At 59.5% G+C, this 16,627-nt stretch carries 9 protein-coding genes; 8 read left to right on the top strand and 1 reads right to left on the bottom strand.

The window, feature by feature from the left end; genetic code table 11:
* Nucleotides 1-5 precede the first annotated feature (5 nt).
* The gene (locus tag AC1D2P_RS05365) at nucleotides 6-1,145 is read left to right on the top strand and encodes an acyl-CoA dehydrogenase family protein (RefSeq protein WP_258668213.1); all 1,140 of its coding nucleotides are present in this window, start codon (nucleotides 6-8) and stop codon (nucleotides 1,143-1,145) included.
* A 110-nt stretch (nucleotides 1,146-1,255) separates the two neighbouring features.
* The gene (locus AC1D2P_RS05360) at nucleotides 1,256-2,119 is read left to right on the top strand and encodes an MBL fold metallo-hydrolase (RefSeq protein WP_258668214.1); all 864 of its coding nucleotides are present in this window, start codon (nucleotides 1,256-1,258) and stop codon (nucleotides 2,117-2,119) included.
* Nucleotides 2,120-2,191: 72 nt separating this feature from the next.
* Here the strand turns inward: AC1D2P_RS05360 and AC1D2P_RS05355 are convergent, their stop codons facing one another.
* Nucleotides 2,192-4,882 (bottom strand): winged helix-turn-helix domain-containing protein, encoded by a 2,691-nt coding sequence (locus tag AC1D2P_RS05355; protein WP_258668215.1) that lies wholly within the window; start codon nucleotides 4,880-4,882, stop codon nucleotides 2,192-2,194.
* Nucleotides 4,883-5,254: 372 nt separating this feature from the next.
* On the opposite strand from AC1D2P_RS05355, the gene AC1D2P_RS05350 reads away from it, so the two are divergent.
* The 6 genes from AC1D2P_RS05350 to AC1D2P_RS05325 all read left to right on the top strand — a co-directional run bounded on the left by AC1D2P_RS05350 (nucleotide 5,255) and on the right by AC1D2P_RS05325 (nucleotide 16,489).
* Nucleotides 5,255-6,448, top strand: a complete 1,194-nt coding sequence (locus AC1D2P_RS05350; RefSeq protein WP_258668216.1) for a lipid-transfer protein — start codon at nucleotides 5,255-5,257, stop codon at nucleotides 6,446-6,448.
* 127 nt (nucleotides 6,449-6,575) lie between these two features.
* Entirely contained in the window at nucleotides 6,576-9,308 is a 2,733-nt protein-coding gene (locus AC1D2P_RS05345; protein WP_258668217.1) for a winged helix-turn-helix domain-containing protein, read from the top strand.
* Between the two features lie 350 nt (nucleotides 9,309-9,658).
* On the top strand, nucleotides 9,659-11,488 hold the full coding sequence (locus AC1D2P_RS05340) for a DUF1302 domain-containing protein (RefSeq protein ID WP_477757275.1): 1,830 nt from the start codon (nucleotides 9,659-9,661) through the stop codon (nucleotides 11,486-11,488).
* 32 nt (nucleotides 11,489-11,520) lie between these two features.
* Entirely contained in the window at nucleotides 11,521-12,885 is a 1,365-nt protein-coding gene (locus tag AC1D2P_RS05335) for a DUF1329 domain-containing protein (protein ID WP_258668220.1), read from the top strand.
* 71 nt (nucleotides 12,886-12,956) lie between these two features.
* Nucleotides 12,957-14,033 carry a WD40/YVTN/BNR-like repeat-containing protein gene (locus AC1D2P_RS05330; protein WP_477757276.1) on the top strand — a complete coding sequence of 359 codons (1,077 nt, stop codon included), beginning with the start codon at nucleotides 12,957-12,959 and terminating at the stop codon, nucleotides 14,031-14,033.
* Nucleotides 14,034-14,059: 26 nt separating this feature from the next.
* Nucleotides 14,060-16,489, top strand: coding sequence for an efflux RND transporter permease subunit (locus AC1D2P_RS05325; RefSeq protein ID WP_477757397.1), 2,430 nt, complete (start codon nucleotides 14,060-14,062; stop codon nucleotides 16,487-16,489).
* Nucleotides 16,490-16,627: the final 138 nt, after the last annotated feature.

Below are 16,627 nucleotides of genomic sequence, written 5' to 3'. Positions count from 1 at the left end.
ATCGAATGGACTTCAAACTTTCCGATGAGCAGCAAATGCTGCAGGACACCGCAGCCCGTCTGGTGCGTGACAATTATGCGTTCGAAGCGCGTGAAAAGTTCGCCGAGAGCGAGTTGGGCTACAGCGTTGCCTTCTGGCAGCAACTGAGCGAACTGGGGCTGACCGCGGTGCCATTTGCCGAGGCCTTCGGTGGCTTTGATGGTGGCGGCGTAGAGATCCTACTGATCATGACCGAGTTGGGGCGTGGCCTGTGCCTTGAACCCTACTTGCAATCGGTGATTTTTGCCGGTGGCTTGTTGACGCAACTTGGCAGTGACGAACAATGTAACGAATTGCTGCCCGCTGTTGCCGGTGGGCATTTGCAAATGGCTGTGGCCGTCGACGAGCCGACCAGCCATTACCAATTGCACGACGTGCGCACCACTGCCAAAGCCGTCGACGGCGGCTGGATGCTCAACGGACGTAAATCCGTGGTGGTTGCCGGGCACAGTGCGGGGTTGATCCTGGTTTCTGCGCGTACTGCCGGCAGCGATCGCGATGAAACCGGCATCAGTCTGTTTTTGCTCGATCCACGGGCACCGGGCGTCAAGCGCCGCGACTATCCGACCATGGGTGGCACCAAGGCGTGCGAGCTCTACCTGGAAGATGTTTTCGTCAGTAGCGCCAGTATGCTCGGTGAACCTGCCCAGGCCCTGGCGGCGCTGCGCTACCAGCAAGGCCGCGCCATTGCGGCACAATGTGCCGAAGCGGTGGGGAGCATGGAAGCGGTGTGCGACCTGACCCTGGAATACCTCAAGACCCGCCAGCAGTTCGGCCAGGCGATCGGCCGTTTCCAGGCGCTGCAACACCGAATGGTGGACATGCGCATCGAACTGGATCAGGCCACCTCCATGGCCATTCTCGCCGCTTGCGCAGCCGATGCGCCGGACAGCGATGAGCGCAGCCGCACATTGGCCGCGGCCAAGGTGCTGATCGTGCGTGCCGGGCGATTTATCGCTGAGCAAGGCATTCAGCTGCACGGCGGCATCGGGCTAACCTGGGAATATGTGCTATCGCATCACGCCAAGCACCTGCTGATGCTTAGCCATCAGTTCGGCAATGACGACCACCACCTCATGACCTATAGCCGGCTGCTGCAGGTCTAGTAAGCAACAACCGCGATGTTCGTATTGATTTTCCCCATTGGGCCTTCGGGCCCTTTTATCAGGAAAACCATTCGTTACGGGCGATCGGTGCACCACACAAGGGGAAGACGTTGAGCCGTAGCATTTCCACGTTGACGGGCCTAGGACGCAGGCTCGATGGCGGCATCGTGTTCGGGCATACGCCGCGCGTGCAATGGGCCGACTGGATGAAGCCCGACCACAACAACACGGTAGAGCTGGGTGCGCGCGTGCTCTTGGTACAAGAGCCAGGCAAAAACGTCCTGGTCATGGCGGGTGCCGATAGTTTGCTGGTGCCCCCACCACGCACCTGTCGTTGTCAGCCGCGAATGCCGGGTTTGTTGGAATGTCTGGCGCAGCGAGGTCTGAGCGAAAACGACATAGACGCGGTGGTCATGACCCATGTACAAGCGCGTCTGTGCCGCGAAATCAGCGAGCTGATCAAGGACGGCGAGATGCCTCGTCTGTTGTTCCCGCGAGCGCGCTATGTGTGTGGTGAAAGCCATTGGCATCGCGCACGTCACCCGCACCCGCGGGATCGGGAGTTGTTCGTGTCACCCCTGGTGCATGGTCTTGAGAGCAGTGGGCGATTGATCCTGGTGAATGCCAACCGATGTGAATGGCTCGGCAAGGGCTGGAGTTTTCACACGAGTGATGGTTTTACCCCGGGCCAGTTGTTGCCAGAAATCCAGTTGCCAGGCGGGCCGGTGGTTTTTTGCGGCGACCTGATTCCGGGGACGCATTGGCTGGATCTTAAAGTGACCAGCGGCCTGGATCGCAGCGCTGAACGTGTGATCGACGAGAAGGAGCATCTGCTCGATCACCTGGTCGCCGACGGCGGGCGCCTGTTCTTTGCCCGCGACCCGGAGGTGGCGATGGTCAAGGTCATGCGCGACCGCAGATCACGCTACATACCGTTTGATCACTACAGCACGTTGAACCGTTTCGACGGATGAATCGTCCGGTTAGGGTGATCCATGAGGTTCAGCAGTCCCCGCTTGTCAGCGGGGGGGGGTATGTCAAACGTCTTATTGCTCAGCGCGGTGCCGCAACACGGTGAGGGCCTCGTAGCGGGACGAAACACCCAGCTTGGTGTAGATATTCTTGAAGTTCCACTTGATGGTTTCCTGACTGAGGTTCAGGGTTTGGGCGATGCGCTTGTTGGGCATCGACTGTTCAAGCAGGGCAATGATTTCCAACTCCCGTTTGGTAAACAACGAAGACTCGCCGATCGCCGAATTCTTCAGTGCGCGGGCCGATGTTGCGCCCGTACTCGCGCAGTTCAATGGCACGGAGGCCAATCGACTGCGGTAGCTGTCCAGCACCGGATCGTCCTGCAAGTCCAGATCAACCAGCAGGGCCAGCAGCGAGGCACCTTCATCCAGCAGCGTACGGACCAGGCCGAAGCGATAACTTTCTCCGACGACTTCACGCAATAACGCGCTGGATTCCGCCAGGTGGCCCTGGTCATTCAGCGCAATGGCACGCAGCAAGCGCGACTGGATTCTGCGTTTGCCTCGGCTGTAGCGCGTGGCGAACTGATCCATGATCTCCAGGGCGGCGATGGCGCGATCCGGTTCTTGCCTCGCCAGGCAAATACGCGCGCGTGACAGCGCCGCCAGTGCGGCGATTTCATGCGCGACTGGCGTATCGCTTGAGTGGCGATGGGTCAGTGCGTCGAGGCCCGCTCTTTGGGTTTCGCACTGCCGCCAATCGCCATTAGCCAGAAGAATGCGTACCTGTTCAGCCATGTTATGGGCGAGTGCGCGATCGAAGCCTCGAGCGCGCAATTCCCTTTCCATTTTGGTCAGGTAAGTCAGCGCACTGGCAGGCGATTCCCGCAGGCAGTTGAGGCGTGCGACGCAGAGCATCGCAGTGATGGTCACCAAGGGTGGGGCAAATCGCAGAAGATCGAGCCGATTGCTCAAGACGTCGCGCGCATCGTCGATGCGGTCCATTTCGTAATGGGCTTCGGCGACCGCGACCGCGCAGGTGCATGCGCTGACCGAGCGGCGGCCGTGGATGTTCTCCGCCTGGAGCAGGACATCAATGAGTTGCCGAGAGGCTTGGAGCACCCCCCCGCAAAGCAAAACGCCATGGGCGATGGTGGCGATAATCATCAGTGCCAGCTCGTCATGGCTGGTGCGAAGCGCTGCGCATTCAGGACCGTTAAGAAACTCCCAGGCCTGTTGCGGCTGCCCGAGGTAGACCAGGCAGTTAATGTACAGGCAAACGCGCATGCGCTCATTGAACGGGTGCGCAAAGGCGCGATCTTGCAAGCCCTGAACAAGCTCGTTGCAGCGTGCGAGGTCGTCCTGTTGCAGCGCGATCGCCGCCCTGACCAGATCGATGTGCGAACCCCAGGTGTCACGGGCCTGTGGGCTTTTTTCGAGGACTTCGATCCAGTTTTCCGCCTTGCTGGTGAGCATCGTCAGCACGCAGCCCCAGGCGCCTTGCAAGAGTACTTTGGGATGCTGCGTCAGCTGTTCCAGCGGAACACAATCGAGCCAGCGCATGAACTGGCCCAGATGACTGAAGCTATGGTACGACGGCTGTTTTCGTTCCAGCAGCCTTACCAGCTCCTCGAGGTTTTCACTGAGCACGGCATGGCGCGTCGCTTCGTTCACCAGCCCCGCCTGTTCGAACCACTGCGCGGCGCGCAGGTGCAGTGGGGGCAAGTCGGTGTTCGATGCGATCAAGCGTTGTTGCAGGAATTCTGCGAAGAGGGGATGCAACCGATACCACTGCTGTTCGCTCTCCATGTCCACCGGCAGGATAAACAGGTTGTGGGCCTCGATGCTGGCTATCAGCTCGGCCGCTGTCGGCGTCTGGCTGACATGCGCAGCGACCCGCGCATTGAAGCGTCGTAGTATCGATATCTGCTCCAGAAACCTGATGATCTCGGTCGGCAAACCGTCCACCACGTCTTCGGTCAGATAGTCCCTCAGATCGGTATTGCCCGGCAGCAGTTGATGGATCTTCGCGTTTTTTCGGGGATTGGTCTTCAGTGAGATGGACATCAATTGGAGGCCGATCGGCCAGCCGTCGGTGCTGTCGTGAATGGAGTGCGCCAGCTCCATGTCAATGGCCTCGTCCAGATAGGTCTTGAGGAAGGCCAGGGACTCGCTGAAATTGAAACCCAGGTCGGTCGCGTTGATTTCACAGAGCTCGGCCATCGCACGTAGCCTGCCGAGTTTCAGAGGGGTGCTTTGGCGCGAGGCGAGCACGATGTGAAGCTGGGCCGGGGCGCCATCCACCAGTATCTGAACCAGTCGTGAAATGCGTTGATCGGCGGCGAAATGGAAGTCATCAATCATTAAATACAGTGAAGTGCTGACCCGCGCCAAGGTGTTGATCATTACCGAAGCCAAGGCCAGCAAGCCGTCCAGCGACTCTCGCTCAATCAGCAGCAACAAGTCATTCTCAAGGGGCACGCCAGCGTGCTGGAGGGTGCAAATGAGGTTGGCACAGAAAGACTCAAGCGCGCCATCCTCCTGGCCCAGCGACAACCAGACAACGCTGTTGCCGTCCTTGATCAGGCTTTGACGCCATTGCGCCATCAGTGTGGTCTTGCCAAAGCCCGCGCTGCCATTGATCAGGGTCAGGCGGCAATCGCGGGCAGCTTGCAGGCGCACCAGCAATATTTCCCGTAACACCGCGTGGCTACTGATGCGTGGCGGCGAAAAGCGGGTGGTGATCGGCGGGGAAGTCGGAGGCATGGTTAATCCAGTCTGCTGCGGATCTGAGGAGTTACCGGGGGGACGATCCCGCGTAAAGGGGAAGGCGCCTTCCTTGGGTCATCAATCATGCGTTAGCGCATTCATCCGAATGACCCCTTCCGATCTGTCAGAGCGATGGTGTTGTTTTGGTTTGCAGGATTCTAGGCTGATTACGGCCTGTTTATGCAATGATAAATTTACTCATCGCTCAGGCGCGGATGCAGGAAAGGGTGGGGGGGCCACCCCTAAACCCCCCGTAGGGAGCGGGTACAGCCGGTAGAAGCTTGGCAAGGATGACACTTCGGTTTGTTCTGGCTATCGGGCAGCACAAGCGCGTAGCCGAAACGGGCTTAATTTCTTGGGGAGAACGTGATGTCACAGAAACCGTATGTAGCCGGGGTTGGGATGATCCCGTTCCTGAAGCCTGGTGCCAGTGGGTCTTATATCGAGATGGGCGCGCACGCGACTCGCCAGGCGTTGCAAGACGCCGGCCTGGATTACGACCTGGTTCAGCAGGCCTATGTCGGTTACGTCTATGGCGACTCCACCTGCGGCCAGTCGGCGCTCTACGAAGTGGGCATGAGCGGCGTTCCTGTGGTCAACGTCAACAACAACTGCTCTACCGGTTCTACGGCCCTGTACCTGGCCCGTCAGGCCGTTGAAAGCGGGGCGGTCGAATGCGCCTTGGCGCTGGGTTTCGAGCAGATGCAACCCGGTGCCCTGGGGGCGGTGTTTACCGATCGGCCGGCCTGCATGGGCAAGCACCTGGATGTGTCGGATCAACTGACTGCCGACGCCGGTGCCATCGGGGTGCCGATGACGCTGCGTCAGTTCGGCGGCGCCGGGCGGGAGCACATGCAACGCTACGGCACGGAACTCAGTACCTTCGCCGCGATCCGCGCCAAGGCCAGCCGGCATGCGGCCAATAACCCACTGGCCCTGTTCCGCAAAATCGTCACCACCGAGGACGTGATGAACGATCTGGTGCTCTGGCCTGGCGTGATGACGCGCCTGATGGCGTGTCCGCCGACGTGTGGGGCGGCTGCCGCGATCATTTGCAGCGAAGCGTTCGCCAAGAAGCATGGCCTGCGCACCGATGTGGTGATTTTGGCACAGTCGATGACCACAGACCGTGGGGTTTCCTTCGAGCCGGCGTCGATGATTCAGACGGTCGGTTTCGACATGACTCAGCGTGCCGCTCGCGAGGTGTACGAGAAGGCGGGCGTCGGTCCGCAGGATATCCTAGTCGCCGAGATGCATGACTGCTTTGCCCAAAATGAACTGCTGACCTATGAATCCCTGGGGCTGTGCCCGGTCGGTGGCGCTGAGAAGTTCGTCCTCGACGGCGACAACACTTACGGCGGTCGTGTGGTGACCAACCCGTCCGGCGGCCTGCTCTCCAAGGGCCACCCGCTGGGTGCCACGGGCTTGGCTCAGTGCTACGAGCTGACCCATCAGTTGCGAGGCACCGCCGACAAACGTCAGGTCGAAGGCGTGAATCTCGCCCTGCAGCACAACCTCGGTCTGGGCGGCGCCTGCGTCGTCACGTTGTACGGCCGGGCCTGACGCCGCTCGCGTGCGTCTCGTTGGGCGCACGCATTCACGCGGCTGGGCATAGCGATTCAACCGGTTGTCCCCGCTGTATTAAACTGCCGGCCTGTACTTGAAGAAGATTGTTTCTGGAATTCAGTTGATGCCCATTCCGCCCTCAGGCCCCAAGCTCCACCTGTCAGCCGACCGGGCTCTGCAACTCATCCCGGATACGAAGGTCATTCCGCCTCGCGGCGCCCGTCAACTGATGCCCCGCGCATCGCTGATGAGCCGCTTGATGGAGGCGCGCCGACAACGCTGCGTAGCCATTCAGGGGCCGGCCGGGAGTGGCAAGACCAGCACCATGCTGGCCTGGCGACGAGAACTGATCGCGATCGATTTCGACGTGGCCTGGTTGTCGCTGACGGGCGAGGACAACGAGCCCGCACGGCTGGCCAATTGCTTGTTGGCCAGTGTTGCCGAAGTCGATGCCACACTTGCTCGGGAGGCCGCACTGCTGCTCGCAGAGGGTGGCGGCGAGCTGGCGCTCGAGCACTGGATCATCGTCTTGCTCCAGGCCATCGCGGAGCACGGCACCGACTTGGTGGTGATGATCGATGACGTGCATCACCTGAATGACCCCGACATCTTCAAGGTGCTGGGCTGGCTGCTCGACTATGCACCGCCGAACCTGCATCTGGTGCTCGGCACGCGCAGCGTTTTACCCGCCACACTTCCGCTTGCCCGCCTGCGCACGCAAGGTCATCTGACCGAGTATGACTTGCGGGACTTGCGTTTTAACGTCGAAGAGTCAGAGCGCTACCTGCGCCAGTTTGGCGAAATAAGTACCCACGATGCCGAGGTCTTGCACGACTTGACCGATGGCTGGGTGGCTGGGTTGCAACTGTTTGCGATTGACTTGAAATCCAAGCAGGGCAGCAGTTTCAGTCGCATGCAGGTTCGTGGTGCGGGTGCTTTTGCGCAGTATTTTGAGCAGGAGGTGCTGGTCCATTTGCCACTCGCCGACCGGCAATTGCTGACTCACTCTTCAATCTGTAATCGCTTCACGGCACCGTTGTGTGCCCGGCTCGTCGGCAAGCCGCATGCGATTGCCGGGATGATGAGCCAGTTGACCCGACTGGACAGCGATAACCTGTTTATCACTCAGATTAAAAGCCACGACCGGGAAACCTGGTACCGCCTCCATCCGCTATTGCGCGAGGTACTGCGTGAACATCTGAGCCGTGAGCCCGAAGAAGAGCAGAAAAAACTGCATGCGGTCGCTCGGGACTGGCTCTTTGAACAAGGTCATATCGACGAGGCGGTTCGTCATGCGGTCATGGCCGGCGATTTCCAGATTGCCGCCGAGATTGTCGAAGCGTGTGCGCACGAATTGATGGCGCGTGGCTCCCTGAGCCAGCTGCCCAACCTGCTGCGCAAGTTGCCTATGGAACAAATGCGTGAGCGCTACAGCCTGCAATTGGTGATGGCCCAATTGCAGCTCCATGCGCATAACTTCGCAGAAGGACAGGCGATACTCGATCACCTGGAGGCGCATCAGGATCGGCTCAATACCCAGCAACGCCAGGGCCTGCTGGTCACCCGTGGCACGCTGGCCATGCAGCGCGACCTGACCGAGGCGGCCTGGTCCCTTGCTCCGGAACTGGAAGCGATTCCTGACGATGCCGACGATTTGATCCTGACCGGGCGCGCCTCCATTCTCGCATGGCTGTCTCTGTTCAGCGGCGATCACGAGCGAGTGCGAGCGATCATCCAGCAAAGCGACCGCCCGAACACATCGCCGCGCAGGACCCTGATCGGCCGTTGTATCTATGGCGTGAGCCTGGTGCACGAAGGACGTATCAGTGAGGCGGAAAATATCTTTCGCAACACCCTGGAAGAGGTCAAACCGCACGGCAGCAGTGCGGCGGTCGCTGGTCATGCGGCCGCGGCTTTCTTGGCCAGCCTGTTGTACGAACAGAACAACCTGGCCGAGGTCTGCCAATTGCTGGAACCGCGCCTCGACGTGCTGGAGCGGATCTCCCTGCCCAATATCGTGCTTCACAGTCTGCTGGCGCTGAGCCGGGCTTACTGGCTCAAGGGCGAGCAAACCCAGGCGCTGGTCTATCTGGGCCGTCTCAAAGAGTATGCGCAACGCTACGACCTGGAGCGTCTGCTGGCCACGGCACTGTACGTGCGGATGCGTTGGCACCTCGAAAAATACCAGACCTCACAGGCCGAAGTGCTGTTGGCGCAACTCCAGGGGCTGGCCGACAAACAGGCCGGTATCCTGCGCGGCACCCCATTGATGATCCAGTTGTTGGCCATGCGGGCCACAGTCGAGTTGAGTTTCTATCAGCGAGAATTCAGCCAGGCGATTCAGCACATCGCACCGCTGATCGAACTGTGCGAAATGGCAACACATTGGCAACTAGCGACCATTGTGCGACTGCAACTCTGTATGGCCGAGAAAGGCCAGGGAAACGATGGGCAGGCCCATCAGCACCTGATCGAGGTCCTGCGTCAGGGGCACCGGTTGGGCCTGGTTCGCAGCCTGCTCGATGTGGCGCCGCCGTTGCCGAGCATGCTGAACGACCTGCTGCAAGCCAAGGCGCTCGACCCGGTGCTCGCCTTCTATGCACAACGGCTGATTGCGGCCGCTACGCAGGCAGAGAACGCCGAGCGTAAGGTGGTTTTGCCAATGGCATCGCTGAGTGAGCGAGAGACCGAGGTCGTGCAGTTGATGGCACAAGCGATGACCAACAAGAAGATTGCCCGCACCCTTGGCGTGTCGCCGGAAACGGTGAAATGGCACGTCAAGAATCTGTTCGCCAAGCTGGGTGTGGCTGGTCGGATAGAAGCGATTGCTAAATGGCGTGATCAGAATATCGACTAGTCCCGCCAGGACGGTTAGCGTCGACAGGTCTCAGGTTTGGTTTCCGATGGCAATGGCAATAAAACATAGGCCGGCAGCAATGCCGGCCTTTTTTATTCCAGGTCAGGTCAATTGCGATTTGCCAGCCCTTGCGCTTGCGTTTTGCTGCGCCGTAACGCGGGCACTTCACATGCTTCCTATTTTTCATTCCCCCCCTTTTTCCCCCCCTCCAACGGGGGTGGCTGCCTGCGCATGACGCAATAGCCTGAGGTCTACGTTAAGGCCCTTTAGTGCACCCAGGGAGCGATCCTTGCGTGTCACGGATTCGATGAACAACTTTTCGTAAACCACAGAGAAGGTGAGCAAGTTAGATGAATAAAAATAATAAGATCTGTCATGCCAGCATCCATCGAGGTCTTCTTGCTTCGGCAATTCTGACGGGGCTGGGGATAGCCCCCGTACAGGCTTTCGAGATCGATACGGGCAGCCAGGATGTTTCGGTCCGTTTTGACAACACGGTCAAGCTTAACTACGCGCAGCGCGTGCAAAGTGCCGATTCCAAGCTGGCCAACGCCTGGAACAACAACGACGGTGATCGCAACTTCTCGTCCGGCAGTCCTGTTGCCCAGCGTGTGGACGTACTCTCCGAACTGGATGTGGCCTTCAAGAAAACGGCAGGGTTCAGGGTCAGTGCCAACAGCTGGTACGACCACGCCTATGACGATGTCGGCAGCTTCAATCCATCGACCAACCAGCTCAACGATGGCAAGCCGGACTCCCGTCACTTGAGCGGTTATGCCGAGCGTTACAACAACGGTCCTTCTTCCGAAATTCTCGATGCCTTCGTATTTGGCAATACGGAAATCGGTGATGAGTCGCTGCTCAGTGGCCGACTGGGTAAAACCACTCAGTACTGGGGTGAAAGCGTCTTGTCCTTCACTCACGGTGTCAGCTATGGCCAGTCCGGGCTTGATATCAGCAAGGCACTGGCCGTACCTGGTACCGAAGCGAAAGAACTGTTCATCCCGCGTACCCAGTTGTCCACCAACTTTACGATCAATCCGCAGTGGTCGATCGGGGCGCAGTATTTTCTGGACTGGAACGCCGCGCGTATCCCCGAGTCCGGTACGTATCTGGGCTTTAACGATGGCATCCAGAGTGGCGGGCACAACCTGTCGATCATCGGGGCAGCCAATCCGCTGTTCGGTGAGGCTGGGCCGCTAGGCGCCAATCAGTTCCTGCGACTCCAGAACGGTCATACCTATACACCGGACAAGACGGGCGATTTCGGGCTGATGGCCAAGTGGAGTCCTGCGTGGCTGGACGGTACCTTGGGTTTCTACTACCGCAAAACGTCCGACATCCTGCCGAACGTGGTGTTGCACCCGACCGCTGTCGGTCCCGCGCAGCTGATCTCGGGTGTGGTGGGCAGCTACAACCAGTTTTATGCCGATGACATTGATATCTACGGTATCAGCCTGTCGAAAAACATCGAGGGGGTCAGCGTCGGGCTGGATGTGAACTACCGCCACAACATGCCGCTGTCCAGTGTTGCCGCGACCGTCAGCCCGGCTGCGGCCGCTGCGGGTACACCCGGCTTCATCTCCAGCTTTAATGGCGAAAACGCCGTCGCTCGCGGTAATACCGTGCATGCCGTGCTCAACGGCTTGGCAACCTTCGGCAACACGCCGGTGTGGGACAGCTCTTCGTTGCTGGTCGAACTTGCCTACAGCCGCTGGCTGTCCGTCACGGATAACGAGCAATTGTTCAAAGGCGAGGACTGGTACCACGGTATCGACAAGGTCTCCAAGGATAACTACGTCCTGGGCATGAACTTCAACCCGACCTGGTACCAGGTATTCCCCGGCATCAACATGTATATGCCGGTCTCTTATACCGTCGGTCTCAGCGGTGATTCTTCGGTACAGATGGGCGGCAACACGGGCACCGGCAGCTACTCGGTTGGCGTCGGCATGGACGTGCACGATGAGTACCGTTTCGACTTGAAGTATGTGGCCAATTTTGGCGATTTCGATATGTGTAAATCCCCCGGCAGCGTAGGCAGGCCAGGCGACGGTGCAACGCCGGGCGTCAACGGGAGTTACAGCTGTGTCGTCGGTCAACCCACCACGTTTGCGGGCTCAAGTGCCCAGATCAGTGACCGCGGCATGGTCACGGCGACGTTCAAAACCACATTCTGATCGCAGTGTTGCCTGATAACAGGAGACAACCCATGAAGTTTGCTAAAAATCTACTGACGGCTACGTTGGCGCTGGTCATCGCCGGTGCTGCCCATGCAGCGGTAACCCCAGACCAGGCTGCCAAACTCGGCACTAGCCTGACGGCGGTTGGCGCCGATAAATCCGCTAGCGCCGATGGCAACATCCCGGCGTACACCGGTGGCCTCACCTCTATTCCTGCGGGATTCAAGGCTGGTGATACGTTCCGCCCAGACCCGTTCGAAAGCGAAAAACCACGCGTGGTGGTCAGCGGCAAAAATGCCGCCGAGTACGCGGACAAGCTGACCGCGACGACCCAGGAACTGCTCAAGCGTTATCCAAGCTTTCGGGTAGACGTTTACCCGACTCACCGCACGGTGGCCTTGCCACAGAAGGTGCTGGAGAACACGGCTGCAAACGCGTTGGCGGCGAAGACCGGCGACGACGGCCTGGCGCTGGAAAATGCCCTGCCGGGCGTGCCGTTCCCTATTCCCGGCACTGGCAATGAAGCGATGTGGAACCACCTCTTGCGGTATCAAGGGGCGGCCATGACCAACAAGTATGATACGTGGGTCAATGATGCGACCGGTTCCTCCTCGCTGGCCTCTTCGGGTGTCGCCGGCATCGAATGTCCGGTCTACGATCCCAAGCGCCCGGCGGGCCCGGTGGCTCCGGATGAGACTTACTACAAACTCAAACTGACCTATACGGGGCCGGCGCGACGTGTCGGTGAAGCCATCCTGGTGCTCGATGCGGTCAACTCGCTGAAACAGCCACGCCGGGCCTGGCAGTACCTGCCGGGGCAACGTCGCGTCAAGTTGGCGCCGGATCTGGCCTATGACACGCCGAACCCGGGCACCTCGGGTGTCATGACTTACGACGACACCTTCCTGTTCAACGGCGCGATGGACCGGTTCGACTTCAAGCTGGTCGGCAAGAAAGAAATGCTCGTGCCGTACAACACCTACAAGCTGAACTACCACAAGAACCCTGCTGACATCGTCACGGCCAAGCACCTGAACCCTGATTTAGTGCGCTGGGAACAGCATCGTGTGTGGGTAGTCGAGGCGACGTTGAAGCCGGGCAAACGCCATATCTACAGCAAGCGCACCTTCTACATCGACGAAGACAGCTGGACCATTTTGGCGTCCGACGAATATGACACGCGCGGCCAACTGTACCGTGGTGGCTTTGCTCATCTGACCTACAGCTATGACGCGCAGGCGCCGGACACCCTTAACCACATGATCTATGACTTCGCGGCAGGCACTTACAGCGTGACGGGCTTATACGGTGCTTACGGCGGCATGAGCTACATCCAGCCGCAGTCCAAGGCCCAATGGTCCCCTGAATCACTGGCGGGCACAGGCGTTCGCTAACCCGGTCTGAAGTAGGCGTACACCTCCGGGACTGTTCGTTGAGTCCCGGTGGTTTTTGAGTCGAGATGAAAATGACAATGATCAAGTGGGTTCTGCTCGCTTCGCTGACGGCAGCGTTGGCGGTGCCATTCCCCCGAACTTCGTTTGCCGGTGAATTTGTCGATGTGCTGGACACTGAAGCCATGCCGAGTGCGCTCGCCAGCCACGGCATGCTCACAGGTATTACGCAGGCCGGTACGCGTTTGTTCGCTGTGGGGCAGCGCGGCCACATTCTCTATTCCGACGACAACGGCCAGGGCTGGCAGCAGGCACACGTGCCCGTCAGTTCGCACCTGGTCGCGGTGCATTTTCCGACTGCGCAACAGGGTTGGGCCGTCGGGCATGACGGTGTGGTCCTGCACAGCAGTGACGCGGGCCAGACCTGGACCCGCCAACTCGACGGCCGGCAAGTCGGCCCGAACCTGCTCGCTTACTACCAGGAGCAACTCGCCGACCAACCGGACAATCCGGACCTGCAAGCGCGGGTTGCTGACGCTCAGCGGATGATAGAAGAGGGTGCCGACAAGCCTTTTCTGGATGTCTGGTTCGAGAGCGAACGGGTGGGGTATATCGTCGGTGCCTTCAACCTGATTTTGCGCACCGATGACGGCGGCATTCACTGGACACCGTGGCTGGACCGTACCGATAACCCGACGGCGCTGAACCTCTACGCGATACGCCCGATCGGTGATGACCTGTTCATCGCCGGTGAACAAGGCCTGGTGCTGAAACTGGACCGTGTCCGGGGGCGCTTCGTTTCCACCCCGACGCCGTACAACGGCAGCTTCTTCGGCATCACCGGTAAACCCGGTATTGTGCTGGTATTCGGCTTGCGCGGCAATGTCTACCGCAGCACCGACAGCGGGGGTAGTTGGATCAAAGTCGACCTGGGCTTACCCCTGAGTGTCACCGCCAGCAGCGTCACGGCCGATGGCCGGATTGTACTGGTCAGTCAGGCTGGTCACGTGCTGGTTAGCAGCGACGACGGCGCCAGTTTTCACCTCCAACCGAACACCTCGCTGGCACCGGTCGCCGCCGCACACGTTGCCAGCGGCGGTTCATTGGTGCTCGCGGGCACCCGTGGCCTACGCCTGATACCCCTCGAATAGTCCGGTAGAACAAAGAGAACTCCATGATGGGTCACTACGAACTCGACACAATGCCGGTCATCCGTGAGCTGAAGGGCTTCGACGCGCGCTCCGGTAACGCCCTTGAGCGGCTGATTTTCAACAACCGCCTGTGGGTGGTATTGGCGTGTCTGCTGGTGACGGTTGCGCTCAGTTACTTTGCGATCACACGGCTGACGCTCAATGCCAGCTTCGAAAAGATGATTCCGCAGAGTCAGCCGTTCATCAAAAATTATCTGGAAAACCGCCAGTCGCTACGCGGGTTGGGCAATGCGGTGCGGGTCGCGGTGGAAAGCAGCAGTGGCGATATTTTCGACCCGGATTACCTCAATGCGCTGAAGGAAATCAATGACGAATTGTTCGTGACCCCTGGCGTCGACCGTGCCTGGATGAAGTCTCTGTGGACGCCAGCGGTGCGCTGGACCGAAGTCACCGAGGAAGGCTTCCAGGGTGGCCCGGTGATGCCCGATTCCTATGACGGCTCAACGCAAAGCGTGCAGCAGTTGCGCCAGAATATTGCACGCTCGGGGATCGTCGGCAGCCTGATCGGTAACAACTTCAAGTCGAGCATGATCTTCGTGCCGCTGCTAGAAAAAGACCCGGTCACAGGCGAAGGAATCGACTACCACCAGTTTTCGAAAAACCTGGAAGAGAAACTGCGCGACAAGTATGAGTTTGAAGGACATGTTCGCGTCAGTGGGGAAGAGGGCAAAGGCCCGATCAAGATCCGGGTGATCGGCTTCGCCAAACTGGTCGGCGACCTGTTGGATGGCCTGATGCAAGTCATGCTGTACTTCGGTGCCGCCGCCTTGATTGCCACGGCGATTATTTTTTACTTCACCCGGTGTGTGCGCAGCACCGCACTGGTGATCCTGTGTTCGGTGGTGGCGGTCGCCTGGCAGTTGGGCCTTGTAGCGCTGTTCGGTTTTGCGCTCGATCCGTTCTCGATGTTGGTGCCGTTCCTGGTGTTTGCCATTGGCGTGTCCCATGGCGCGCAGAAGATGAACGGGATCATGCAGGACGTCGGGCGCGGCACGCACCAACTCGTCGCCGCGCGGTATACCTTCCGCCGCTTGTTTCTCGCCGGTCTGACCGCGCTGCTCGCCGATGCCGTGGGTTTTGCGGTGCTGATGCTGATCGACATCCCGGTGATCCAGGACCTGGCGATCACCGCGAGCATCGGCGTCGCGGTGCTGATTTTCACCAACCTGGTGCTGCTGCCGGTGCTGCTGTCCTATTGTGGCGTCAGCACAAAGGCCGCGGTGCGCAGTTTGCGTGCAGAAAATCAGGAGCTGCGCGGCAAGGGGGTGGGCGTGGTCTGGACCTTTCTGGACCGCTTCACTGAGCGCCGCTGGGCAACGGTTGCCGTGGGCATTGCAGGTTTGCTGGCCGTCGGCGGTCTCGTCGTCAGCAGTCACCTGAAGATTGGTGACCTTGACCCCGGTGCCCCTGAACTACGCTCGGACTCACGCTACAACCGCGACAATGCCTACATCACCGCCAACTACTCGCTGTCCAGCGATCAGTTCGCGATCATGCTCAAGACCCCCTCTGAAGGTTGCTTGAAGTACGAAACCCTGGTGGAAGCCGATCGCTTGGGTTGGTTGCTGCAGCAGCAACCGGGCGTACAAACCACGGTGTCGCTGGTGAACGCGGTCCAGCAAATCACGGCCGGTTCCTACGAGGGCAATCCGAAATGGCAGACCATCGCCCGCAACCAGAATGTGCTGAACTACGGCGCCCAGCAGGCCTCGGTCAGCAGCCCTGATTTGTTCAACAACGATTGTTCGATGATGCCGATCGTGGCCTATCTGTCGGATCACAAGGCCGAGACGCTGAACCGCGTGGTGCAGGTGGCCGAAACCTTCGCCCGTGAACACAGTACCGGTGACCGTCAGTTCATGCTCGCCGCCGGCAGTGCCGGGATCGAGGCTGCGACCAATATTGTGGTGCGCGAGGCCAACCACACCATGCTGCTGTACGTTTACGGCGCGGTGATTGTTCTGTGTTTCATTACCTTCCGCAGTTGGCGCGCGGTGGTGGTGGCCGTCGTGCCGCTGATGCTGACCTCGATCTTGTGTGAAGCGTTGATGGTCTGGCTGGGCATGGGCGTGAAGGTGGCCACGTTGCCCGTCATCGCATTGGGTGTGGGGATCGGTGTGGATTACGCCCTGTACCTGCTGAGCGTGCAATTGGCGCAGCAACGTGCTGGTTTGTCGTTGACCGAGGCCTACAAGAATGCAGTGGCCTTTACCGGCAAGGTGGTTGCACTGGTCGGCATTACCCTGGCCGCGGGTGTGATCACCTGGGCCTGGTCGCCGATCAAATTTCAGGCAGACATGGGGATTTTGCTGACGTTCATGTTCATCTGGAACATGGTCGGGGCACTGGTGCTGATCCCGGCGCTGTCGCACTTTCTGTTGCGCAAAGTGCGATAAGGCAAACCAACCTATACAAACCCATATTAGGAGTCCGGCTTGCTGGCGATGGCTGACGTTAAAGACGCCATCGCCGGCCAGCCGGACTCTTGCATTTCGTTCTGTGTTGCCCCGCGAGCCTTACGTTATCCTCGATCA

The organism is Pseudomonas sp. P1_F1_2 (assembly GCF_056405815.1).
This window is presented reverse-complemented; position numbering and strand designations above follow the sequence as displayed.

Coding starts and splice junctions, on each gene's coding strand:
- AC1D2P_RS05345 (WP_258668217.1), top strand. CDS start 6,576: ATGCCCATTCCGCCCTCAGGCCCCAAGCTCCACCTGTCAGCCGACCGG.
- AC1D2P_RS05340 (WP_477757275.1), top strand. CDS start 9,659: ATGAATAAAAATAATAAGATCTGTCATGCCAGCATCCATCGAGGTCTT.
- AC1D2P_RS05330 (WP_477757276.1), top strand. CDS start 12,957: ATGACAATGATCAAGTGGGTTCTGCTCGCTTCGCTGACGGCAGCGTTG.
- AC1D2P_RS05325 (WP_477757397.1), top strand. CDS start 14,060: ATGGGTCACTACGAACTCGACACAATGCCGGTCATCCGTGAGCTGAAG.
- AC1D2P_RS05350 (WP_258668216.1), top strand. CDS start 5,255: ATGTCACAGAAACCGTATGTAGCCGGGGTTGGGATGATCCCGTTCCTG.
- AC1D2P_RS05365 (WP_258668213.1), top strand. CDS start 6: ATGGACTTCAAACTTTCCGATGAGCAGCAAATGCTGCAGGACACCGCA.
- AC1D2P_RS05335 (WP_258668220.1), top strand. CDS start 11,521: ATGAAGTTTGCTAAAAATCTACTGACGGCTACGTTGGCGCTGGTCATC.
- AC1D2P_RS05355 (WP_258668215.1), bottom strand. CDS start 4,882: ATGCCTCCGACTTCCCCGCCGATCACCACCCGCTTTTCGCCGCCACGC.